14 protein-coding genes are annotated in these 22,887 nt (G+C 71.4%); 3 read left to right on the forward strand and 11 right to left on the reverse strand.

All coding sequences use genetic code 11. From position 1 onward, the window contains the following. Window positions 1-28 precede the first annotated feature (28 nt). The 4 genes from R2S09_RS28525 to R2S09_RS28540 all read right to left on the reverse strand — a co-directional run bounded on the left by R2S09_RS28525 (window position 29) and on the right by R2S09_RS28540 (window position 9,076). Window positions 29-1,543 (reverse strand): hypothetical protein, encoded by a 1,515-nt coding sequence (locus R2S09_RS28525; protein WP_316744140.1) that lies wholly within the window; start codon window positions 1,541-1,543, stop codon window positions 29-31. Window positions 1,544-1,752: 209 nt separating this feature from the next. After that, entirely contained in the window at window positions 1,753-6,684 is a 4,932-nt protein-coding gene (locus tag R2S09_RS28530) for an NAD-glutamate dehydrogenase (protein WP_316744141.1), read from the reverse strand. A 1,171-nt stretch (window positions 6,685-7,855) separates the two neighbouring features. Further along, a complete protein-coding gene (locus tag R2S09_RS28535; RefSeq protein WP_316744143.1) occupies window positions 7,856-8,524 on the reverse strand; it encodes an HAD family hydrolase in 669 nt (222 codons plus the stop codon). A 30-nt stretch (window positions 8,525-8,554) separates the two neighbouring features. Continuing rightward, window positions 8,555-9,076 carry a DUF6912 family protein gene (locus R2S09_RS28540; RefSeq protein WP_316744144.1) on the reverse strand — a complete coding sequence of 174 codons (522 nt, stop codon included), beginning with the start codon at window positions 9,074-9,076 and terminating at the stop codon, window positions 8,555-8,557. Between the two features lie 313 nt (window positions 9,077-9,389). Between R2S09_RS28540 and R2S09_RS28545 the strand changes: the two genes are divergently transcribed. Beyond that, window positions 9,390-10,046, forward strand: coding sequence for an Rv3235 family protein (locus tag R2S09_RS28545; RefSeq protein ID WP_316744146.1), 657 nt, complete (start codon window positions 9,390-9,392; stop codon window positions 10,044-10,046). A gap of 137 nt (window positions 10,047-10,183) precedes the next feature. On the opposite strand, the gene secA is transcribed toward R2S09_RS28545, so the two are convergent. Then, entirely contained in the window at window positions 10,184-13,000 is a 2,817-nt protein-coding gene (secA, locus tag R2S09_RS28550) for a preprotein translocase subunit SecA (protein WP_306189358.1), read from the reverse strand. Window positions 13,001-13,295: 295 nt separating this feature from the next. Between secA and R2S09_RS28555 the strand changes: the two genes are divergently transcribed. Together R2S09_RS28555 and R2S09_RS28560 are read left to right on the forward strand one after the other, a co-directional pair. Beyond that, complete coding sequence (locus R2S09_RS28555) at window positions 13,296-13,883, forward strand: GNAT family N-acetyltransferase (RefSeq protein ID WP_306189357.1); 588 nt, start codon at window positions 13,296-13,298, stop codon at window positions 13,881-13,883. A gap of 45 nt (window positions 13,884-13,928) precedes the next feature. Continuing rightward, the gene (locus tag R2S09_RS28560) at window positions 13,929-15,104 is read left to right on the forward strand and encodes a DNA glycosylase AlkZ-like family protein (protein ID WP_316744148.1); all 1,176 of its coding nucleotides are present in this window, start codon (window positions 13,929-13,931) and stop codon (window positions 15,102-15,104) included. A gap of 19 nt (window positions 15,105-15,123) precedes the next feature. Here R2S09_RS28560 and R2S09_RS28565 read toward each other — a convergent pair whose 3' ends face one another. The 6 genes from R2S09_RS28565 to mtrA form a co-directional block, all read right to left on the reverse strand. Then, complete coding sequence (locus R2S09_RS28565) at window positions 15,124-15,870, reverse strand: response regulator transcription factor (RefSeq protein ID WP_306189355.1); 747 nt, start codon at window positions 15,868-15,870, stop codon at window positions 15,124-15,126. A gap of 211 nt (window positions 15,871-16,081) precedes the next feature. Next, complete coding sequence (hpf, locus tag R2S09_RS28570; protein ID WP_306189354.1) at window positions 16,082-16,774, reverse strand: ribosome hibernation-promoting factor, HPF/YfiA family; 693 nt, start codon at window positions 16,772-16,774, stop codon at window positions 16,082-16,084. A gap of 338 nt (window positions 16,775-17,112) precedes the next feature. After that, window positions 17,113-18,009 carry a ComF family protein gene (locus R2S09_RS28575; protein WP_316744151.1) on the reverse strand — a complete coding sequence of 299 codons (897 nt, stop codon included), beginning with the start codon at window positions 18,007-18,009 and terminating at the stop codon, window positions 17,113-17,115. A 192-nt stretch (window positions 18,010-18,201) separates the two neighbouring features. Further along, window positions 18,202-20,043 carry an LpqB family beta-propeller domain-containing protein gene (locus tag R2S09_RS28580; RefSeq protein ID WP_316744154.1) on the reverse strand — a complete coding sequence of 614 codons (1,842 nt, stop codon included), beginning with the start codon at window positions 20,041-20,043 and terminating at the stop codon, window positions 18,202-18,204. Further along, window positions 20,033-22,156 (reverse strand): MtrAB system histidine kinase MtrB, encoded by a 2,124-nt coding sequence (gene mtrB, locus R2S09_RS28585; RefSeq protein WP_316744155.1) that lies wholly within the window; start codon window positions 22,154-22,156, stop codon window positions 20,033-20,035. The genes R2S09_RS28580 and mtrB overlap by 11 nt, the downstream gene beginning before the upstream one ends. A 1-nt stretch (window position 22,157) precedes the next feature. Continuing rightward, window positions 22,158-22,847 carry a two-component system response regulator MtrA gene (mtrA, locus tag R2S09_RS28590; protein WP_003975799.1) on the reverse strand — a complete coding sequence of 230 codons (690 nt, stop codon included), beginning with the start codon at window positions 22,845-22,847 and terminating at the stop codon, window positions 22,158-22,160. Between the last annotated feature and the right edge of the window lie 40 nt (window positions 22,848-22,887).

Below are 22,887 nucleotides of genomic sequence, written 5' to 3' on the forward strand. Positions count from 1 at the left end.
CCCCGGGTCCGGCGGCCCGGCTCCCGAGTCAGGGGGCCACCGCGTACAGCACCTCGCCGCCCGGACCGTGGGCCACCGGACGCAGCCCCCGGGACCGCATCGGCCTGCTGCCGTCCAGCACCCAGCGCACGTCGTACGTGCGCAGGATGTCCCCGCGGACGGAGGGCGGTGTGGTGCGGGTGTAGTAGCGCTGGACGGCCTCTTCGCGCCGGGCGGCGTCCGGCAGGAAGAACTCCGGGTAGCCGGGGGCGACGGTGTAGGCGCCGTAGGCGGGGATCAGCTGGGCTGCGAAGTCGCGGGCCATGACGACGTCGCCGTACCTCACGTACGGGGTGATCCAATGGTACCCGGCCCATGGCTGTGTGTAGCGGGCTGCCAGCGCCTCGGGCAGCGCGGCGCGGCCGATGACGTATCCGAGCATTCCGGCCTGGGTCCAGGCGCCCACGGCGAACGCGGCGGCCAGCGCCCAGGCCCAGCGGATCCGCACCGCGCGCCGGCCTCCCTGGACCACGGCCAGCGCGGCGGCCAGCTGGGCGGGGATCAGCGCGGCGGGCAGCGCTCGTCCCCAGGCGTAGTGGCCGCTGACGAAGCCCGCCGCGCACACCAGCGCGCCCAGCAGGAAGAAGACCACCAGCGGGTCCCGGTGGTCGCGGCGCCACCGCGCGGCCAGCGCGGCCACACCGAGCAGCACCAGCCAGTAGCGGCCCGCGAAGTGCTCGTAGAGCGCGCGGTGCACCTTCTCCAGGTCCCCGCCGGCCGAGAACAGGGCGAAGAAGTCGTAGTACGGCCACAGCCACAGCACCAGCAGGCCCAGTGCCGCGCCGGCGGCGAGCCGGGGCCACAGCCTGCGTGAGGGCCGGGCGGCGATCACCGTGGCGAGGGCGCCCAGCGTCGCGACGACCCCGGTGAACTGGTGGCAGAGCAGGATCACCGCCCACAGCGCCCCGAGCCCGAGCCACACCCCCCATCCGCTCGGCGCGCGCAGCGCCCGGGTGAGCCACGCCCACTGGTGGAAGGCGAGACCGAGGGCGAACACGCTGGGGTACGACACCGTCAGCGCGAGGGAGTTCAGGGCGATGAAGCCGCTCCAGTTGATCAGGACGGTGCCCCACAGCAGGACCAGGCTCAGGACGGCCAGGGCGGGCGCGGCCCGGTGCGCGCTCAGAGCCCGCGCATACCGCCACACGCCCGTCACCAGCAGCGCCAGCCCGGTGAGCGCGGCCAGCCGCAGAACCACGAAGACCGACCAGTCGCTCACCCGTGCGAGGCAGCCGAGCAGCAGCATCCACGGGGAGTAGTACGGGCTCGGGGAGTCGGCGGCGACGAGCGGGTTGCCGGGGTGCAGCAGGCTGTGGCGCAGGCGTTCGATGGTGGCCGCGTGCATGCCGAGGTCACCGGCCCACGGCAGCCGGACGATCACCGGGAGCAGCAGTGCGAGCAGGAGCGCGGCGGCGGCGCGGGGGGCGAGGGAACATCTCGCGGCGGCCGGCGGCCGCCGCGCGGCTCTGCCGGCGGGGCGCGCCTCAGGCGGCGCGGCGCGCATCGGGGGCCTGAGCGGCCGGACGGCTCTCCCTGAGGTTCACTGTCATGCGCATCACGCGCGCCACTTTATCCGAATTATCCCGTTTAACAGGAAAAGGTAAATTTACCGTGCGTCGTGTGCCAGACGGCGGAAAGAGAGCGGAAAGAAGAGGGCATGAGGGCGCCCCGGGCCGTCGCGGCCCGGGGCGCCCTCGGTCGGTGCCGTATGCGCTACGAGTGCGTCCGCAGCAGCGTGCGCATCGTCCTCATCGCCACCGACAGGTTGGCCAGGTCGAACGCGTCCGAGCCGTGGATCTCCTCCAGCGTGGTGCGGGCCCGCGACAGGATCGGCGCGTTCTTCTGCTCCCACACCTTGAACCGCTGCTCCGGCGTCGAGGTGCCGTTGCCGACGGCCAGCACGTCCGCCGTCAGGGCCGCCTGCGCCGCGTACAGGTCCTCGCGGATCGCCGCGCGGGCCATGGACTGCCAGCGGTCGGCGCGCGGCAGCTCGATGATGCGGTCCATCAGCTGGGTGATGCTGAGCCGGTCGGCGACGTCGTAGTACACCTCGGCGACGTCCATCGGATCCTTGCCCATGCGGTCGGCCACCGAGACGATGTCCAGCGCCGGGAAGGCGGAGGAGAACCCGGCCACCCGGGTGGCCAGCTCGTCCGGGACACCGGCGCCGGACAGCTCGTCGTAGACCTGCTGGTACCAGTCCAGGTCCGCGCCGCGCAGCAGCTTGGGCAGCTCGGCCCACACCTGCTCCACCCGGTCGGAGAAGAACTCCACCGTCTCGGTCAGCTGGAGCGGCTGCGGCCGGTTGTTCAGCAGCCAGCGCGTGCCGCGCTCGACCAGACGGCGCGAGTGGAGCCGGATCCGGGTCTGGACGTCGGCCTCGACCTTGTTGTCCAGCGCCTCCACCGCGTCCCACACCGGCGCCGAGCGGAAGATCGCGCGGGCCGCGGTCTGCGCCCGGACGATCTCCTCCAGCGACGCGCCGGTCTCCTCGCGCAGCCGGTGCAGATACGTCGTACCGCCGGTGTTCACCGTGTCATTGACCAGCACGGTCGTGGTGATCTCGCGGTGCAGCGGGTGGTTGTCGATCTGCTCGGCGAACTGCTCACGCAGCTGGGTCGGGAAGTAGGTGTGCAGCAGGCCGCGCAGGTAGGGGTCGTCCGGCAGCGAGGTGTGCAGCAGCTCCTCGCACACCGTGATCTTCGTGTACGCCAGCAGCACGGCCGTCTCCGGGCCGGTCAGACCGTGTCCGGCGGTCAGCCGCTCACGGATCTGGCGGTCGGTGGGCAGGAACTCCAGTGCCCGGTTCAGATGGCCCTCGCGCACCAGGTGCTTCATGAAGCGCTGCTGGGCGTGGAGCATGTCCTTGGACTGGGCGAGCGCGTTGGCGATCGCCGTGTTCTGCGCGTAGTTGTTGCGCAGCACCAGGGAGCCGACCTCGTCGGTCATCTGGGCGAGCAGCTTGTTGCGCTGCTTGACGGTCATGTCGCCGTCCGTGACCAGGCCGTTGAGCAGGATCTTGATGTTCACCTCGTGGTCGGAGGTGTCCACGCCCGCGCTGTTGTCGATGGCGTCGGTGTTGACCTTGCCGCCGGTCTGCGCGAACTCGATCCGGCCCAGCTGGGTGCAGCCCAGGTTGCCGCCCTCGCCGACGACGCGGACCCTGAGGTCCCTGCCGTCGACGCGGATGGCGTCGTTGGCCTTGTCGCCGACATCGGCGTTGGACTCGGCCGCCGCCTTGACGTACGTACCGATGCCGCCGTTCCACAGCAGGTCCACCGGGGCCTTGAGGATCGCCCGCATGAGGTCGGCCGGGGTCATCTTGGCGACCTTGTCCTCGATGCCGAGGGCCTCGCGGATGTGCGCGTTGACCGGGATCGACTTGGCGCTGCGCGGGAAGATCCCGCCGCCGGCCGACAGCAGGTCGGTGTTGTAGTCGGCCCAGCTGGAGCGCGGCAGGTCGAACAGGCGGCGGCGCTCGGCGTAGCCGGTGGCCGCGTCCGGGTTCGGGTCGAGGAAGATGTGCCGGTGGTCGAAGGCGGCGACCAGGCGGATGTGCTCGCTCAGCAGCATGCCGTTGCCGAACACGTCACCGGACATGTCGCCGATGCCGACGACCGTGAAGTCCTGGGACTGGGTGTCCACGCCCAGCTCCCGGAAGTGCCGCTTGACCGACTCCCAGGCGCCGCGGGCGGTGATGCCCATGCCCTTGTGGTCGTAGCCCGCGGAGCCGCCGGAGGCGAAGGCGTCGCCGAGCCAGAAGTCGTAGGACTCGGCCACCTCGTTGGCGATGTCCGAGAACGTCGCCGTGCCCTTGTCGGCCGCGACCACCAGGTAGGTGTCGTCGCCGTCGTGCCGGACCACGTCCTTCGGCGGCACCACCACGCCCGCGACCATGTTGTCGGTGATGTCGAGCAGCGCCGAGATGAACGTCTTGTAGCTGGCGATGCCCTCGGCCAGCCAGGCGTCCCGGTCCACGCTCGGGTCGGGCAGCTGCTTGGCGACGAAGCCGCCCTTGGCGCCCACCGGCACGATGACGGTGTTCTTCACCATCTGCGCCTTGACCAGGCCCAGGATCTCGGTGCGGAAGTCCTCGCGCCGGTCGGACCAGCGCAGACCACCGCGGGCGACCTTGCCGAAGCGCAGGTGCACGCCCTCCACCCGCGGCGAGTACACCCAGATCTCGTACGCCGGCCGCGGCGCCGGGAGGTCCGGGATGGCCTGCGGGTCGAACTTCATGGAGACGTAGTCGTGCGGCGCGCCCGAGCCGTTCTTCTGGAAGAAGTTGGTCCGCAGGGTCGCCTTGATGACCGTCAGGAAGGACCTGAGGATCCGGTCCTCGTCGAGGGAGGCCACCTGGTCCAGGGCCGCGTCGACCTCTTCGAGCAGGGCGTCGACCAGCTCGTGGCCGGCGCGCTGCCGCTCGGGCGCCATCCGCGCCTCGAACAGGGAGACGAGCAGACGGGTGGTGTGGACGTTGTTGCGGAGGGTGTCCTCCATGTAGTCCTGGCTGAAGGTGGAGCCCGCCTGGCGCAGGTACTTGGCGTAGGCGCGCAGCACCATCGCCTGGCGCCAGCTCAGCCCGGCGCTCAGCACCAGCGCGTTGAACCCGTCGTTCTCCGCCTTGCCGGTCCAGGCGGCGGCGAAGGCGTCCTGGAAGCGCTCACGGGCGTCGTCGGCGAGGTAGTCGCCGCCGGTGGCCGCCTGGGGAACGCGCAGACCGAAGTCGTAGATCCACGCCGTCGTACGGTCTACGCAACGCAGCTCGTACGGCCGCTCGTCGGTGACCTCCACGCCGAGCTGGCTGAGCACCGGCAGGACCTGCGAGAGGGAGACCGAGCCGCCCTTCTGGTAGATCTTGAAGCGGCGCTCCTCGGGGGCGGCGCCCACCGGCTCGTACAGGCTCAGCGCGAACGTCTTGTCCTCACTGAGCTGCTCCAGGTTGACCAGGTCGGCCACCGCGGCGCGCGGGGTGTGGTCGGCCTTGTAGCCCTCGGGGAAGGCGTGGTTGTAGCGGCGCAGCAGCTCGGCGGCGCGCTCCTCGCCGAGTTCGGCGGTCAGCGCCTCGGCGAAGGCGTCGGCCCAGGAGCGGGCGGCCTCCACCAGACGGGCCTCGATGCGCTCCTTGTCGCTGTCGGACAGCTGCGGCAGCTCGGTGCCCTGCGGGATGCGGACGACGAAGTGCAGCCGGGACAGGATCGACTCGGTGTTCCAGGCGGTGAAGTCGACGCTGGTGCCGCCGAGCTCCTCCTTGAGGATGTCGATGATCCGCAGGCGCACGCCCGTGGTGTAGCGGTCGCGCGGGAGGTAGACGAGGGCGGAGTAGTAGCGCCCGTACTCGTCCTGGCGCAGGTACAGCCGCAGCCGGCGGCGCTCCTGCAGGTAGAGGACGGAGGTGACGATCGGCTCCAGCTCGGCGGCCGGGGTCTGGAACAGCTCGTCGCGCGGGTAGGTCTCCATGATCTGGAGCAGGTCGCGCCCGTCGTGGCTGTTGGGCGAGAACCCGGCGAGGCCCAGGACCTCCTCGACCTTGCGGCGGATGACCGGGACCCGGCGCACCGACTCGGTGTACGCGGCGGAGGAGAACAGTCCGAGGAAGCGGCGCTCGCCGATCACCTCGCCCTTGTCGTCGAACTTCTTGACGCCGATGTAGTCCAGGTAGGACGGCCGGTGCACGGTGGCCCGGCTGTTGGCCTTGGTGAGCACGAGCAGGTTGTGCTCGCGGGCCTTGGCGCGGGCGTCGGCGGGCAGCCGCTCGAAGGACGGGCTGACCGGGTGCTTGTCCTCACCGGCGTGGTGCGGGTCCGAACGCAGTATCCCCAGCCCGGTGCCGGGCACGGCGGCCAGGGAGTCGTCCTCGCGCAGCTGGTACTCGCGGTAGCCGAGGAAGGTGAAGTGGTCGGCGGCCAGCCAGTGCAGCAGCTCGCGGGCCTCCTCGACCTGCTGCCCGGGCAGGTCGGTGGGCAGGGTCTCGTCGGGCAGCCCCTCGGCGATCCGGGTCGCCGCGTCGCGCATCTTCTCCCAGTCCTCGACGGCCTCGCGGACGTCGGAGAGCACGCGCAGCAGATCGGCGGTGATCTGCTTGAGGTCGGAGCGGTCGGTCTCGCGGTCGATCTCGACGTGGATCCAGGACTCGAAGTGCGCGTCGTGCGGCAGCGGCTCGCCGGCGGGCGCGCTGGGCAGCACCTCGAGGAGCTTGCCGGTCAGGTCGCGGCGGACGACGAACTGCGGGTGGACGACGACGTGGATGCCGCGTCCCTGCCGGGTCAGCTCGTTGGTGACCGAGTCGACGAGGAAGGGCATGTCGTCGGTGACGACCTCCACCACGGAGTGGCTGCAGGTCCAGCCGTTCTCCTCGACGGTCGGAGTGTGCACCCGCACGTTGGCCGTGCCCTGCGGGCGGGCCTCGGCCAGACGGTAGTGGGAGAAAGCGGCTCCGAAGACGTCGACCGGGTCGCGGTCGGCGAGGTCCTCGGGGGCGGTGTGCAGGTAGTAGCGCTGGAGGAACGAGAGTACGGAGTCCCGGTCCGGGGCACCCTCGTCCGTCGTCCCGGTCGGGAGGTGCCCCCCGGCCGGACTGTTCTCAGCTACCCGAGCGGCCCTCTCGAGCAACTCGGCCTTGGCTTCGTCCAGCTTGGTCTGCATTGTCCTCTGGCTCCTGTCGCGCGCCGTTGCGTGACGTTGAAGGAAGTACGGTCTCTTCCCCTTGGGCGTAACGTCCCGGTCCGGGGTGTCCGGTCCCTTCCGACGCTATGCCGCGGGGTGAGATGAGCGGGGGGTTATCGGCCATCTTCGACGCGCCCGACGGATGTGACGCTGCTCTCGGCGGCGCCGCCGGTCGGGGTTGACGCGGCGTCCTGGGGGCCGTCGAGGCCCCGTCCCGCCCGCGAGGACCAGCGACCGCCGCCCGGTCACGGCTGTCGTCCGTGCACACCGGGCGCAGAGCGGAGACTGGGGTGCCCCCGCGACCTATCGCGCTGATCACGCCACAAGGCTATCGCTCTTCACGGGTAACCCGTCATGAGCCGTATGTGTACAAAACCCGGGGTGGAACTTTGACGTTCTGCACAGGGGTGCCGGTGACAAAAACGACGTACGCCCGCCCTGACCGACGCCCGGTGGCGGCCAGGCCAAGCGGGGCGCAGCGGCTCGGAAGGGGCCCGCGCACAGCCGGGAACGGTCCGCACGGGGCCACCGCACGGAGCCGGACGGCCCGCAGGGGGTGCCGGACCGTGGCCGGACACGGTTCGCGCTCGGGCTCGGGGTTCGCGCCCGGGCCCGGGGTTCGCGCCCGGGCCCGGGCCCCGAGCGGTCCGGACACGGCCGGCACGGAGCCGGGGCGCAGGCCGGGGCATGGTCTGCACCGGTGCGGGGGCGGGGGCCGGACGCCCGCCCGCGCGCGCCCTGACGGGTCCCGGATACGGACCCTTCGGGGCCGGAGGGGTCGGGTCCAGGCCCGGCGGGAACGGCCCGAACGCGGACGGCACGGGCCCGCAAGGAGCCAGGGAACGGCTGTGACGCGGCCGGCACGGACCTCGGAGGGGAGCCAGGCGCGGCTCGGGCACGACCCGGACGCAGGCCGGAAGAGGGTCCGGGCGCAGCCAGGGCAGCCAGGGCACGGTTCGCACCGAGCCGGACGCGGCCCGCGCCGGAGTTCGGGCGGAGGCCCGGCACACTCAGGACGCCGCCCGCATGGGGCCGCACGGGCTTGGTGAGCCGCACCGGCCCGGGAACCACGGGTCTGGTGAGCCGCGGCCCTCATGGCACCACCCACGCACCAGCGGCCCCAAGTCGCCTCAGGACACGGGCCGGCGGGTTACGCCGCGAGGCGTTGGGCCTCGGTGACCGCCTCCCGGAGGGTGTCCACCACCGGCACGCCGGCCTCCTCGAGGCTGGCGCGGCTGTGCGAGCCGCCCGTGTACAGCACCGCCCGTGCCCCCGCGTGCCGTGCCGCCACCGCGTCGTCGGCGGCGTCCCCGATCACCACCGTGCGCGCGGGGTTCACCTTCGCGCCCAGCGCGCCCAGGTGCCGCACCATGTGCTCCGCCTTGCTGCCGCCGGACGGTCCGGTCCGCCCGTCGACCCGTATGAAGTGCGTCTCGATCCCGAAGCCCCGCACCAGCGGGACCAGCTCCTCGTGCCCGTACATGCTCAGGATCGACTGGCTGTGCCCGGCCGACGTCCACCCCGCGAGCAGCTCCACCGCCCCCTCGGTCAGCCGGCAGCGGCTCCGGTGCTCGGCGTAGTACCGGTGGAAGACCTCGTCCATGAGCTCCCACTCGGCACCGGTGGGCAGCCGGCCCAGCAGCCGCTCGTAGAACTTCGGCACCGGCACGCAGTACAGCGCCCGGTACTGCTCCAGCGTGATCGGCTCCAGGCCGAGTTCGGCGAACGCCGCGTTCGTCGCGCCGATGATCGCGTCGTTGTCGTGGAACAACGTGCCGTTCCAGTCCCAGACGATGTGCGCCCCTGACTGCATCCCCATGCCGGAAAACGTACCCGCCGCCACTGACACTCAGGACCCCTCGCCGAACCCGACCAGGTTCGGGATCTCCTGCGTGGCGTACCAGAGCAGCTCGTGGTCCTCGGCCCCGTCCACGACGAACTGCGCGTCGTCGTCCCCGGCGTCCGCCGCCGGCAGCGCCTCGGCCGCGGCGCTCACGTCCGCCTCGGCGTCGTCCAGGTCGACGTGCACGGCGGCGGCCTTGGCCAGCCGCACCGTCCCCGTCACCCGCACCTCGCCGACCGCCGCGGGGTCGAGCCCCCGGTCGGGGTCGGCGGCCGCGGTGCCGCCGGGTACGTCCACGGCGACCACGACCCGGCGGCGCGGCGTGTCCGGGTCCGCGGCCAGCAGCCGCAGGGAGGCCAGCGCGGCCTGGCTCAGCGCGGCGTACTCCAGCTCCTCCATGTCGTCGGAGAGGTACCACTCGCGCAGTGCGGGCGTGACGGCGTAGGCGACGAGCGGCCCGGCCCCCAGCTCCCCCGTCTTGTACGCCTCGGCGAGGCCGGGGAGGGTCAGGGGGACGTAGACGCGCATGGCTGGCCGCTTTCTCGTGTCGGAGGGCTCCGCAGGGCTCCGGGAGACGGCCTTCAGGATACGTGCGGGGCCCCTCTTTCGTGCCCACGGCCGCACCCTCCGACGCGTCCACCCCATGCCCCGCGTCTCACCCGGCACGCCCCCGTTCTCCCGGGTGTTCCGGTGCCCTCCACCACTCGGATGAGTGAATCTGCCGGCCGGCCGCCACGGGCTTCGCGGTCCTTGCCCGTGCCGAACCGGGTCCCGTACAAGATCCCCTACAGGAAGTTACCGCTTGGTAGAACAGCGCACCGCATCACAGAAACGGGGACTCATGAACAAGGTCATGACCAGGGCGCAGCGCCGCCCCGGTACCCGCCCGCCGGGCCGTCACGACGCACGCCGCCCGGGCGGCGCCCCGCCCCGCACCCCGGGCGGCAGCCCGGCCCGCACGACGAACGGAGGACGCCCACCGGGATCGCCGCGCGGCACGAGCCGCGTTCGCACCGCTCCCGCCGACAACCGCCCGCCGACCGCCCCCGCCGTCACCTCAAACACCTCAAACACCTCGAGTACGTCGAGTACGTCGAGTACGTCGAGTACGTCGAGCATCCCGGCGGCCCCCATCGTCCCCACCGCTTCCGCCGCCGTCCCTCTCGCCGCCGACGTCTTCGCCGACCGGCTCCTCGCCGTTCTCAGCGGGCAGCGGCCCGTGCACTGGATGCTCCGGCACACCGCGGGCCGTGCCTACGACGACCTGGCCCGGCTCGCCGAGCACGGCCCCCTGCGTGCCCGCGGCACCCGCCCGGTGGTGCGGGACATCGGCTACTACGAGCCCCGTCCGGGCGCCGTCGAGGCCTTCGCCCGGATCGGCGCCGGCGAGCAGCTGCGCGCGATGGCCTTCCGCCTGGAACGAGGCCGCGACCGCCGCTGGCGCTGCACGGCGGTGGAGCTGGGCCGTCGCGGCGTTCCGCGCACGGCCGCCGGATGACGCGAAGGGCCGGGCACCCTCGGGATGCCCGGCCCTTCCCCTGTCACTGCTCGGTCCTCGGTCCGCCGCTCACGGCCTCGGTTCGCCGCTCACGGCCTCGGCTGCGCCGCCGCTCAGCACGGCAACGGCAGCGGCCGTCACTTCTTGCGGCGGCGGCCGCCCTTGGCCTGCTTGCGGCGCTCCGCGCGCGTGAGGCCGTCGGCCTCGGAGCGGACCGGCTCGTCGTCGCTGGCGAACTCGCCCTCCACGATGCCGCCCTCTCCGTCCACCGTCGGCGCGGAGAAGTGCAGGTCACGCCGCTGCGGCGCGTCCAGACCCTTGGCCCGGATCTCCGGACGCGCGCCCGCCTGCGCCGGCACCACGTCCTGGGGCTCCTTCTCCAGCGACGGCACGGCGTCCTCGACCGGGACCTCCTCGACCTGCTGCTCGACCTGGACCTCCAGGTTGAACAGGTAGCCGACGGACTCCTCCTTGATGCCGTCCATCATCGCGGAGAACATGTCGAAGCCCTCGCGCTGGTACTCGACCAGCGGGTCCTTCTGCGCCATCGCGCGCAGGCCGATGCCCTCCTGGAGGTAGTCCATCTCGTAGAGGTGCTCGCGCCACTTGCGGTCCAGGACCGACAGCACGACCCGGCGCTCCAGCTCACGCATGATCTCGGAGCCGAGCTGGGTCTCACGCGTCTCGTACTGCTCGTGGATGTCGTCCTTGATGGACTCGGAGATGAACTCGGCCGTCAGACCGGCCCGGTCGCCGGCCGCCTCCTCCAGCTCCTCGACGGTGACCTTCACCGGGTACAGCTGCTTGAAGGCGCCCCAGAGCCGGTCCAGGTCCCAGTCCTCCGGGAAGCCCTCGGCGGTCTCCGCCTGGACGTAGGCGTCGATGGTGTCGTCCATGAAGTGCTGCACCTGCTCGTGCAGGTCCTCGCCCTCCAGGACGCGGCGCCGCTCGCCGTAGATGACCTCGCGCTGGCGGTTGAGGACCTCGTCGTACTTCAGGACGTTCTTGCGGGTCTCGAAGTTCTGCTGCTCGACCTGCGACTGGGCGGAGGCGATCGCGCGCGTGACCATCTTGTTCTCGATCGGCACGTCGTCCGGGACGTTCGCCATCGACATCACGCGCTCGACCATCTGCGCCTTGAACAGGCGCATCAGGTCGTCGCCGAGGGAGAGGTAGAAGCGGGACTCGCCCGGGTCGCCCTGACGGCCGGAGCGGCCGCGCAGCTGGTTGTCGATCCGGCGCGACTCGTGCCGCTCGGTGCCGAGGACGTAGAGCCCGCCGAGGTCCTTGACCTCCTCGAACTCCGCCTTGACCGCCTGCTCGGCCTTCTCCAGGGCGGCGGGCAGGGCCGCGGCCCACTCCTCGATGTGCTCCTCGGGGTCGAGGCCGCGCTGGCGCAGCTCCGCCTCGGCGAGGTCCTCGGGGTTGCCGCCGAGCTTGATGTCCGTACCACGGCCGGCCATGTTGGTCGCGACCGTCACGGCGCCCTTGCGGCCGGCCTGGGCGACGATCTGGGCCTCGCGCTCGTGGTGCTTGGCGTTGAGCACCTCGTGCTGGATGCCGCGCTTGCTCAGCTGCTGCGACAGGTACTCCGACTTCTCGACGGAGGTCGTGCCGACGAGGATCGGCTGGCCCTTCTCGTGCTTCTCGGCGATGTCGTCGACGACCGCCTCGAACTTGGCGACCTCGGTGCGGTAGATCAGGTCCGACTGGTCCTTGCGGATCATCGGCTTGTTGGTCGGGATCGGGACCACGCCGAGCTTGTAGATCTGGTGGAACTCGGCGGCCTCGGTCATCGCCGTACCGGTCATGCCGGAGAGCTTGTTGTAGAGGCGGAAGAAGTTCTGCAGGGTGATCGTGGCGAGCGTCTGGTTCTCGTCCTTGATGTCCACCCCTTCCTTCGCCTCGATCGCCTGGTGCATGCCCTCGTTGTAGCGGCGGCCGGCGAGGATACGGCCGGTGTGCTCGTCGACGATCATGACCTCGCCGTCGATGACGACGTAGTCCTTGTCGCGCTTGAAGAGCTCCTTGGCCTTGATGGCGTTGTTCAGGTAGCCCACCAGCGGGGTGTTCACCGACTCGTAGAGGTTGTCGATGCCCAGCCAGTCCTCGACCTTGGTGACGCCGGACTCGTGGATGGCGACCGTGCGCTTCTTCTCGTCGACGTCGTAGTCGCCGGTCTCCTCGACGCCCTTGAGGGGGTTGCCCGCCTCGCCCTTCTTCAGGCGCAGGACCAGCTTGGCGAAGTCTCCGTACCACTTGGTGGCCTGGTCGGCCGGGCCGGAGATGATCAGCGGCGTACGGGCCTCGTCGACCAGGATGGAGTCGACCTCGTCGACGATCGCGAAGTTGTGACCGCGCTGGACGAGCTCGTCCTTCGACCACGCCATGTTGTCGCGCAGGTAGTCGAAGCCGAACTCGTTGTTCGTGCCGTAGGTGATGTCGCACCCGTACTGCTCGCGGCGCTGGGCCGGCGTCATGTTGGCGAGGATGCAGCCGACCGTGAGGCCCAGGAACTTGTGGACGCGGCCCATCATCTCGGAGTCGCGCTCGGCCAGGTAGTCGTTGACCGTGACGATGTGGACACCGTCTCCGGAGAGTGCGTTCAGGTAAGCGGGCAGGGTGCCGACGAGCGTCTTGCCCTCACCGGTCTTCATCTCGGCGACATAGCCCATGTGCAGGGCGGCGCCGCCCATCATCTGCACGTCGTAGTGACGCTGGCCGAGGACGCGCTTGGCGGCCTCGCGCACCGTGGCGAACGCCTCGGGCAGCAGGTCGTCCAGGGTCTCGCCGTCGGCGTAGCGCTGCTTGTACTCATCGGTGAGGGCCCGCAGCTCGGCGTCGGAGAGGTCGACGAAGTCCTCTTCGATGGAGTTGACCTGGTCCGCGATGCGGTGCAGCCTGCGCAGGATCTTGCCTTCGCCTGCACGCATGATCTTCGAGAGGACGGACACGGGGGTTGGTCTCCTTGCCGGTCGGGCCTGGGACGGTCGGTTTCCATTTGACTTGACTGAGCAACGGCCATCGTATGCGAGGACCCCGCCAAGCCGGGAGGGCCTGCCGCGAGGGCACCCGTCCGCTGCTTCGCTTCGGCTCCACGCTCGTGTTCAGAATCGCCTTCACAGGGGACAACGGCCAGGAGGCGCGGATGGTGCCGATTCGCCGCCACGAATGGCGCGAATCGTGATCGGCCGCTCACGCGCCGGGAAAACAATGGCGTCCCCCCGCGCCCCCGAGCAGAATCGGCCGATGGAACCCGTCACGCTCACCACGGACCGCCTCGTCCTGCGCACCGTCGGCCGCCGGGACACCGACGCCGTGTACGCCGCCGCGCAGGATACCGACATCCAGCGCTGGACCACGATCCCCTCCCCCTACCTTCCCGAGCACGCACAGGGCTTCACCGAGCAGATGGTCCCCGACGGCTGGGCCGACGGCTCGATGTTCACCTTCGGCCTCTTCCTCCCCGGCCCCGGCGGGGACCTGGCCGGCATGCTCGGCATCACCAGGCGCTCGCTGGGCGAGGCAGAGATCGGCTACTGGGGCACCAAGGAGCACCGCGGCCGCGGCTACGTCACCGAGGCCGTCCGCGCCGCCGCCCGCTGGGCCTTCACCGAGATCGCCGTGGACCGGCTGGAGTGGCGTGCCGAGGTCGGCAACCACGCCTCCCGCGCGGTGGCCGAGCGGGCGGGTTTCACCGTGGAAGGGGTCCTGCGCTCGGCGATCAACAACAAGGGAGTGCGGCGGGACTGCTGGGTGGGTTCCCTGCTGCCGTCGGACCTGGGGCTGGCCTCGACCGCGCCCTACCTTCCCGCCCGCCGGCCGCACGGTGAATGAGCAGGCCGGCGCCCACTGTCAGTGGCGGGTTCTATCGTGCCGACCATGACGACCGCCCCGCGTCCCGCCCTCGACCTCTCCGCGGACGAAGCCCGCCGCATCGCCCTGCGCGCCCAAGGCCTCCTCGGCGCCCCCGACCGCAGAGCCGGGGTCCGCGGCGTGCTGCGCCGGCTGGGCGCAGTCCAGCTGGACACCATCTCCGTGCTCGCCCGCTCCCACGAACTCATCCCCTACGCCCGCCTCGGCGCCACAGGCCGCAAGACGGTCGAGAACGCCTACTGGAAGGGCACCCGGGCCTTCGAGTACTGGTCGCACGCCGCGTGCCTCCTCCCCATCGAGGAATGGCCCCACTTCGCCTTCCGCCGCCGCGCCTACCGCAACCGCCCGCACTGGAACCACGAGCTGCCCGACGGCGCCTACGACCAGGTCATCAAGCAGCTGACCACCGAGGGGCCGCTGACGGCCACCGAGCTGGGCGGGGCCAAGCGGACCAGCGAGTGGTGGGACTGGTCCGGTTCCAAGGTCGCCGTCGAGCGCGCCCTGATGTACGGCGAGGTGGTCTGTGTCGAGCGCCGCGGCTGGAAGCGGGTGTACGACCTCGCCGAGCGCGCCGTCCCCGCGGACCTGCTCCACGACGAGCTCGACGACACCGAGTGTCTGCGCCGCCTGGTCGGGCTGGCGGGGAAGTCCCTGGGCGTGGGCACGCGCGCGGACATCGCCGACTACCACCGTCTCAAGGGCGAGCAGGTCGAGGCGGTGATAGCGGAGTCGGGCCTGGTCCCGGTCACGGTGGAGGGCTGGGGCAAGCCGGCCTGGGCGGACCCGGCGGCGCTCGCGGCACCGCCGCGCGGCCGCCATCGCACCACGCTGCTGTCCCCCTTCGACTCCCTGATCTGGGAGCGGGCGCGCACGGAGCGGATCTTCGGCTTCAGCCACCGCCTGGAGGCGTACGTCCCCAGGCACAAGCGGGTGCACGGCTACTTCGCGATGCCGGTGCTCGCCGGGGGCCGGCTCGTCGGCCGGGTGGATCCCGCCCGTGAGGGCTGCACCCTCGTGGCCAGACAGGTCACCCTGGAGGACGCCAGGTCCGTGCCCGCTGTCGCCCAGGCGCTCGTCGAGGCGGCGAGCTGGGTGGACTGCACCGACGTACGGGTCGAACGGGTGGACGCTCCCGAGCTGCGCGAGCCCCTCGCCCGGGAACTGGCCCGCGCCCTGGCCTGAGTGGCCCTGGCCCGAAGCGTCAGCGGATCTCCAGGATCTTCTCCCGCATCGCGTACACCACCGCCTCCATCCTGGAGTGCAGCTGGAGCTTCTCCAGGATGTTGCGGACGTGGTTCTTCACGGTGTTCTCGGAGATGAACAGCTCCTTGGCGATGTCCCGGTTGTTCATCCCGGTGGCCACCAGCTTGAGGACCTCCAGCTCCCGGTCGGTCAGCCGGGGCGCGGGCACCAGGCGGCGCTCGTCGGTGCGCTGGATCATCGACTTGAACTCGGTGAGCAGCTTGGAGGCCATGGACGGGCTGATCTGCGACTGGCCGTCGGCCACCGCGCGGATGGCGGTGGCCACCTCGTCCGTGGAGATCTCCTTGAGGAGGTAGCCGGTCGCGCCCGCCTTGATGGCTTCGTAGAGGTCCGCCTCCTCGTCGCTGATCGTCAGCATGATGATCTTCGCGCTGGGGGCCACCTCCTTGATGGAGGTGCACGCCTCGATCCCGCCCCGCTTGGGCATCCGCACGTCCATCAGCACGATGTCGGGCAGCAGGTCGGCCGCCTTGTCGACGGCCTCGGCGCCGTCGCCCGCCTCACCGACGACCTGGATGTCCTCCTCGGCGGCGAGCACGATCTCCAGGCCGCGGCGGAAGAGGGCGTGATCGTCCACGACAAGGACTCTGATCGGCTCCTTGCGGGACGCGCCCACCTCCGGGCGCATGCCGACGACACCGCCGTCGCCATCCTCGTCCCGGATCGGTCCGAAGCTGTCCGTCATCGTTGTTCCTCCCCCTGAGGCTGTGGCCTGGTGTGCGGTGCCGTGGCCAACCCAAGGCAACGGCCCATCGGTTGAGCCGTTGCGGCCATGATTCCATGTCCGGCCGACACTGCGGTGACCAAGCGGTGCGTGAAGGGGTCGCACGCCGGTGCCCCTGGGGGCGCACCCGCGCGCGCTCCAGGGGCACCGGCTCAGCTGTCGGCCGGGTGGGTCAGCCGCCGAGTGTGCCGCCCGCCTCGGGAGAGTTCTCCTGAGCGATCATCGTGTCCGTCCTGAGGTGGATCACGCCGTAGTCGTAGGCGTGCCGCCGGTAGACGACGCTGGGTTCCTTGGTCTCGGAGTCGACGAACAGATAGAAGTCGTGTCCGACCAGCTCCATCTCGTAGAGCGCCTGGTCGAGGGTCATAGGAGCGGCGACGTGGGTCTTCTCCCGGACGATGAGGGGTCCCTCCCCCTGCACCTCCAGCGAGCCGACCTTCTTGGTGGGCACCTGGCCCGCTTCCTCCGCCGCGGCGGTCAGTCCGCTGCCGTTCAGCACCGCCGCGCCCGGGACGTGCTCGGCGACCTCCGCCGCCGGGATCCGGCGCGCGCCACGGCGCGAGAAACGCTTGTCGTGCTGCTTGCGCAGTCGGGTCCCCAGCTTCTCCGCCGCCAGGTCGAGCGCCGCGTACGGATCGCTGGCCGCTGCCTCCGCCCGGATCACCGGACCGCGGGAGCGGAGCGTGATCTCCACCCGGTCGCAACGGTCGGCCTGTCGGGGGTTGGGCTCCTTGGACACCTCGACGTCGAGGCTGATCACCTTGGCATCGAGCTTCTGGATCTTCTCCAGGTTCAGCTTCTCGGCCACGTGCTTGCGGAACCGCTCGGGCACCTCGGTCTTGCGGCCCTTGACGACGATGTCCACGCAGAACTCCGTTCCCGGATCGCTCCGCTGCCTCGGCGGAGCATCTCCCTTTCGCACCCGGTTCCGGTGACGCCCGGAACCTCGGACTCGGTGACGTCCACCTCCTCCTCCCCCGTGGGCGAGATCTCCACCCTGCCGGTCGGGTGATTCTCGGGAAACCCGCGCACCCGCAAACCGCGAACCCGCGGCACGGCATTGGGCCATGACGGGAACGGCCTGCGCCTTTCCCTCACACCCGAACATATCTCGCCCGGCTCGATGGCGTCACCCTCTACCGCGGCGTACCTCCGTTCAGGTGAATTGACTCTTTCATTACCCGCAACGACGGAAGTCAGAGGTCAGTTCCGGCGCAATTCGAAGGATTCCGGTGAGGCCGCGACGACGGCCGCGCAGAGCACGTGACCGGCGCCGTACACACCCGCCAATTCCGATGCCTCATACACCGGGTTCCCCTCCTTCCGTGGTGATGCCGCGTTCCGTTCTCCCATCTCTTCCCGGGCCCGCGCCCCGTACACAGCCGATGTCACCGCCCGCGCCGCCTCGCTCAGCGAGGCGCCCGTCGTCATCAGGTCGTCGACCAGCGCCACCGGGCCGTCCCGCAGCAGCCGGGCGCCGCCGGCGACCACCTCCAGCGCGCCGGCGAGGTTCTCCAGCCGCTGCCGGGATCCCAGCCCCGACTGGTCGGCCACGGCGCGCCGCTGCCGCAGCACGGCGACCACCCGGGCCGGCGTCCCGGCCCGGCGCAGCGCACCCGCTGCCGCGAGCGCGATCCGACGGGCCGGATCGTGCCCGCGTGCCCGCACCGCACCGCGCGCGGACGGCACGGGCACGAGTAGCACGGGCCCACGGAACCGTCCGGGCTCATCGCCCCCGACCGACCGACCGCCCCGCGACACGGGCCCACGGCCTCCGGGTCCGGCCGGGTACCCACCGGAGGCGCTGTTGTTCAGCCCCGCCCGCACCGCACCCGCCAGTGCCGCACCCAGCGGGGCCGCGAGGGTCAGGGCGCCCCGTTCCTTGTGGGCGAGAAGGGCCGCCCTCACCGCGTCCGCGTATGCGGCCGCCGCGTACACGACAGGCAGGCCGGGCGGCTCCGGCACCGGTCGCACCCGGCACGGCGCGGATCCGTCGAGGGCGGCACGGCACTCGGGACAGAGCACCGCGCGCGGCCTGCCACAGCCTGCGCACTCGGCCGGAAGTACCAGGTCGGCAAGGTCCTGCCACCACCCGCGCATGACTCCACTGTGCCCGCGACGCACGGCCCTGGCCACCCCTGTGGACAACGCAGGGCGGCCGCCTGTGGACAACTCGGCCCACGGCCTCCGACGCTTCGCTCACACGCGTGAGACAAGGCGCCGGAGCGCAGAGTCCGCCCGTCCCCGGGATCACGACCCGGCCCCCGGTCACCCGGTCACCGGGTGACGCCGTCACCCGGGATAGACAGGCGCCGACCCGTCCTTGACCACCTTCTGCCACTGGGCCCCGGCCGGCATCCGGACGATCCCGTCCTCCGAGTACGCCACCAGCGGCAGCTGCTCGTCCTCGGACGCGGCGATCGACTGTACGCCCGTGAGCGCGGCGGGCGCGGGGCCCTCCGGCGTGGATCCGTCGACCTGGACGTACCGCATCGTCTGCACGCCCCCCTGTTCACGCCCGGCCACCACGAGCCGGCTGTCGCCGGCCCACGACATGGTCGTCACGTCCTCCAGCTCGGGCGCTGCGGAACGTAGTTCGAGCACCGACACCACCGGCCGGTCCCCACTCCTGTCGTCCCGTTCGATCCGCCCGATGAGCAGCGACTTCCTGCCGTCCTTGTGCTCCACGACCAGCGCGATCCGCACCCCGTCGGCGGCCACCCGCACCGCGTCGATGCGCCCGTCCAGCCCGGGGACCCGCACCTCGAGCGGCGCGCCCGTGCCGTGCTCCAGCACCATCAGCCGCGGCCCGGCCGGGTCGCGGTCGGCGACCCAGAGGTCACCGCGCGCGTCCCAGCTGGGCGGCGTCAGCCGGTCCTTCTCGGTCTTCCCCCGGCTCTGCACCACGGGGTCGCCGAGTGCGCCGCCGGACACCAGCGAGCTGACGAACAGCGACCTCCGGTCGTAACCGACCGCGGCGGCGGTGTGCTCGTCCCATGACACCGCGGCCGACCTGAACTTCTGCAGGCCCTCGCCCAGCGCGCCCGGCACCGGGTCCGCCTGCGTGCCGGAGCTGCCTCCGGCGATCCGCACCAGCCGCTGCCTGTCGTCGAGGAAGTACAGGTACTCGGGCCGCTTCATCGAGCCGCGCGTGGCGACGTCCTCCGCCCCCTCCTCGTCGAGCGTGCACAGCGTGCTGCCGTCGGCCCGCTGCAACGTCACCGCGTCCACGGTGGGCGTGAGGTTCCGCACCGTGAACAGCAGCTGGGTCGCCATCTCCCCGCACTGGTGCCGTCCGGCCCGGGACGCCTTCTCGTTGAGCGGCACCGTCAGCTTGTTCTGGTCGTCGGGGGTCAGCGCGGTGACGCCGTCGCGCAGCGCCGTACCGGTCGGGAAGCTCGACCTGACCACCTGCTCGAGCCAATGCGTGGGTCCCTTGAGGACGGAGCGCACCATCTGCGTCATCGCGTCCACCCGCCGCCGCACGTAGACGGGGTCGGCGACGGCCGCCACCGGCGTCCCCGCCGTCTCGGCTCCGGTGTTGGAGGCGAAGTAGTACTTGTTGACGGACACGTAGTTGCGCTGGAAGTCGGACTGCCCCATGACGACGCCCTGCGGCACCACGTCGATGCGCCACTGGCCGTTCTTCTTGTTCCGCGTCAGATGCACCGGCTGGCTGTACTGGCCGCCGAGGGGCGCGTACGACTGCTGGCCGTCCACCCGCGCCACCTTGCTGCCGGTCAGCGTGAACGCGAAGCTGTCGGTGTCGTCGTGTCCCGAGGTGCGGTCGACCTGGATGTCCGGCCCGTTGGCCAGCACCGTGGTGGAGTTCTCCGGCCTCCAGTTCCGCGCGGCGTCGCCGGTCAGATACTGGCGCGCCGTCGCGTACTGCGGGTCGTCGCTGGTCAGCGCCTCCAGGAAGCCCTGCAGGATCTCCGCCGGCGGGGCGTTGTCCCGGGGCGGCATGGCGAACACCCGTACCTCTGTGTCCTGCCGTGGGGTGGACTCCACGTCCCGCAGATCGCCGCTGTCGGGCATCGAGGCACAGCCGGCCAGCAGGACGACCCCACAGACGGCGTACGCCACCGCGCGCAACCGCCGACGCCGCGCGCCCCCCTCGCGGTCAGCGCCCACGAAATGCCTCCCCTTGCTGCTTCGGCTCCCCTGCCCCGACTCCCTCCGGGGCCGCGGAGCTCGCGGTCTCATCACCCGCCGGATCCCCGGCGGGCGCGCTCGCCCGCGCGGGTGCGGACGTGGACGTGGCCTCCGGCCGGCGCGTGCCCGAGGCGGGCCGGGGCACCACGCGTGCGCCGCTGCCGGGCAGCGCCGTCGGGTCGGCCGTGGGGGTCACGGTGGTCTGCCGGGCGGCTATCGGGTCCCGGCCGTCGCGGCCCGGCAGCGCCGTCCGGTCCCCGGCCTGCGCGGGCACGGTGGCCAGTTTGCCGCCGCCGCGCGGCAGGCCGGCGTCGTCGAGTCCCCGGTTGCGGCGCGAGTCCTTGGGTTCCAGGGGTATCGGCGAGCCCCGCAGCGGCTCGTCGGCGGTCCTCGGCAGGGTCAGCCGGAACTGCGACCCGCCGCCCGGCTCGCCCCACGCCTGCAGCCAGCCGCCGTGCAGCCGGGCGTCCTCCAGGGCGATCGACAGCCCCAGGCCCGTACCACCGGTGGTACGCGCGCGTGCCGGATCGGCCCGCCAGAAACGGCTGAAGACGCGGGTCGCCTCGCCCGGCTTGAGCCCGACCCCGTAGTCACGCACGGCGACGGCGACCGCGCCGCCCGCCGCGGCGAGCCTGACGACGACGTCCCGGCCCTCGCCGTGCTCGACGGCGTTGACGACGAGGTTGCGCAGCACACGCTCCACGCGCCGCGCGTCGGCCTCGGCGACCACGGGCTGCTGGTCACCGACGACACGAATCCGCGTGCCCTTGCGCTCCGCGAGCGGCTCGGCACCGCTGACCACGCGCCGTACGACGTCACGCAGATCGATCGGCTCGGCCTCCAGGGCCGCCGCGCCCGCGTCGAACCGGCTGATCTCCAGCAGGTCCGCCAGCAGCGACTCGAACCGGTCCAGCTGGTCGGCTAGCAGTTCCGCCGACCGCGCGGTGACCGGGTCGAAGTCCTCGCGGGCCTCGTGGATGACGTCGGCGGCCATCCGTACGGTCGTCAGCGGGGTGCGCAGCTCGTGCGAGACGTCGGAGACGAAGCGGCGCTGCATCCGTGACAGGTCCTCCAGCTGGTTGATCTTCAGCTGGAGGTTCTGCGCCATCTTGTTGAAGGCCTCGCCCAGGCGGGCGATGTCGTCCTCGCCGGTGACCTTCATCCGCTCCTGAAGCCGCCCGGCCGACAGCCGCTCGGCGATCCCGGCGGCCATCCGCACCGGCGTGACCACCTGCCGCACCACCAGCCAGGCGATCGCCCCGAGCAGCACGACGACGAACAGACCGGCCGTCGCCAGGGTGCCCTTGACCAGGCTCAGCGACTTCTCCTCCTGGCTCAGCGGGAAGAGGTAGTACAGCTCGTACGGGTCGCCGTTGGGGTCGTTGACCTGCTTGCCGATGACGAGGGCGGGCTGGGGCTTCTTGTCGGTGTCCTTGTAGATGATGCGGGTGTAGCTCTGCGCGGCGGTCATGCTGCTGTTGATCCGCGCCCGCAGGTCCTCGGGGATGCTCACCGTCGGGTCCACGCCACCGGAGGCGCGCGGGCCCCGCCCGCCGCCGCCGTTGTCGTCCGCGGGCAGCGTGACGACGTCGAAGGCGCCCTGGCCGCCGCTGGAGAGCGACAGCACCAGCTCGCTCATCCACGAGATGACGTTCTGGGAGGAGTGGCCGTCCACGGAGCTGCCGCCGTCGTCGCCGGTGCCGGTCGCCGCCTCGTCGGCCTTCTGCTTGGCCACGGCGAAACCGCCGGTGGCCTGGCTCTGCGACGCCTTCACCTTCGCCTCGAGCAGGCCGTTGCGCACCTGCCCGATGACGACGAAGCCCAGCAGCAGCACCACGCCCAGCGACATCAGCAGCGTGGTAGCCACGACCTTCAGCTGGATGTTGCGCCGCCACAGCCGCATCACGGGCAGCAGCGGCCGGCGCACCCAGCGCAGCAGCAGGCGCAGCACCGGGCTGCCCTGCACTCCGCCGCTCAGCAGTCCACCCTCAAGAAAACGTCCCCAACGAGAGCCCGCGCTCTTCCGGCCGACAGGCCGCCCCGCGCGGGCCCCGGGCCGTCCGGGTGCCGAAGCGGCACTGTCCCCGGACACGTCAGCTCGGCCCGGCCTTGTAGCCGACACCTCGGACGGTCACCACGATCTCCGGCTTCTCCGGATCCTTCTCCACCTTGGAGCGCAGCCGCTGCACATGCACGTTCACCAGACGCGTGTCGGCCGCGTGGCGGTAGCCCCACACCTGCTCGAGCAGCACCTCGCGGGTGAACACCTGCCAGGGCTTGCGGGCGAGGGCGACCAGCAGGTCGAACTCCAGCGGGGTCAGCGCGATCGACTGCCCGTCCCGTTTCACGGAGTGCCCGGCCACGTCGATGACGAGGTCACCGATGGCCAGCTGCTCCGGCGCGGGCTCCTCCGACCGGCGCAGCCGCGCCCGGATACGGGCCACGAGCTCCTTCGGCTTGAACGGCTTCACGATGTAGTCGTCGGCGCCGGACTCCAGGCCCACGACGACGTCGACGGTGTCGCTCTTGGCCGTCAGCATCACGATCGGCACCCCGGACTCGGCCCGGATCAGCCGGCACACCTCGATGCCGTCCCGCCCGGGCAGCATCAGGTCCAGCAGCACCAGGTCGGGCTTGGTCTCCCGGAAGGCCGCCAGCGCCTTGTCGCCGTCGGCCACGAAAGACGGCTCGAAACCCTCGCCACGCAGCACGATCCCGAGCATCTCGGCCAGTGCGGTGTCGTCGTCGACGACAAGGACTCGTCCCTTCATAAACGACATCATCCCATTCTCGTAACGGTGGCGAAGATCCAGGTGAGGCAGC

This window comes from Streptomyces sp. MK7, from assembly GCF_032658145.1.
Taxonomy (GTDB): Bacteria; Actinomycetota; Actinomycetes; order Streptomycetales; family Streptomycetaceae; genus Streptomyces; species Streptomyces spiralis.

Excerpts from the sequence above, each read along its gene's own strand:
- R2S09_RS28525 (WP_316744140.1), bottom strand. The coding sequence starts at position 1,543 with ATGCGCGCCGCGCCGCCTGAGGCGCGCCCCGCCGGCAGAGCCGCGCGG.
- R2S09_RS28530 (WP_316744141.1), bottom strand. The coding sequence starts at position 6,684 with ATGCAGACCAAGCTGGACGAAGCCAAGGCCGAGTTGCTCGAGAGGGCC.
- R2S09_RS28535 (WP_316744143.1), bottom strand. The coding sequence starts at position 8,524 with ATGGGGATGCAGTCAGGGGCGCACATCGTCTGGGACTGGAACGGCACG.
- R2S09_RS28540 (WP_316744144.1), bottom strand. The coding sequence starts at position 9,076 with ATGCGCGTCTACGTCCCCCTGACCCTCCCCGGCCTCGCCGAGGCGTAC.
- R2S09_RS28545 (WP_316744146.1), top strand. The coding sequence starts at position 9,390 with ATGAACAAGGTCATGACCAGGGCGCAGCGCCGCCCCGGTACCCGCCCG.
- R2S09_RS28555 (WP_306189357.1), top strand. The coding sequence starts at position 13,296 with ATGGAACCCGTCACGCTCACCACGGACCGCCTCGTCCTGCGCACCGTC.
- R2S09_RS28560 (WP_316744148.1), top strand. The coding sequence starts at position 13,929 with ATGACGACCGCCCCGCGTCCCGCCCTCGACCTCTCCGCGGACGAAGCC.
- R2S09_RS28565 (WP_306189355.1), bottom strand. The coding sequence starts at position 15,870 with ATGACGGACAGCTTCGGACCGATCCGGGACGAGGATGGCGACGGCGGT.
- R2S09_RS28575 (WP_316744151.1), bottom strand. The coding sequence starts at position 18,009 with ATGCGCGGGTGGTGGCAGGACCTTGCCGACCTGGTACTTCCGGCCGAG.
- mtrA (WP_003975799.1), bottom strand. The coding sequence starts at position 22,847 with ATGATGTCGTTTATGAAGGGACGAGTCCTTGTCGTCGACGACGACACC.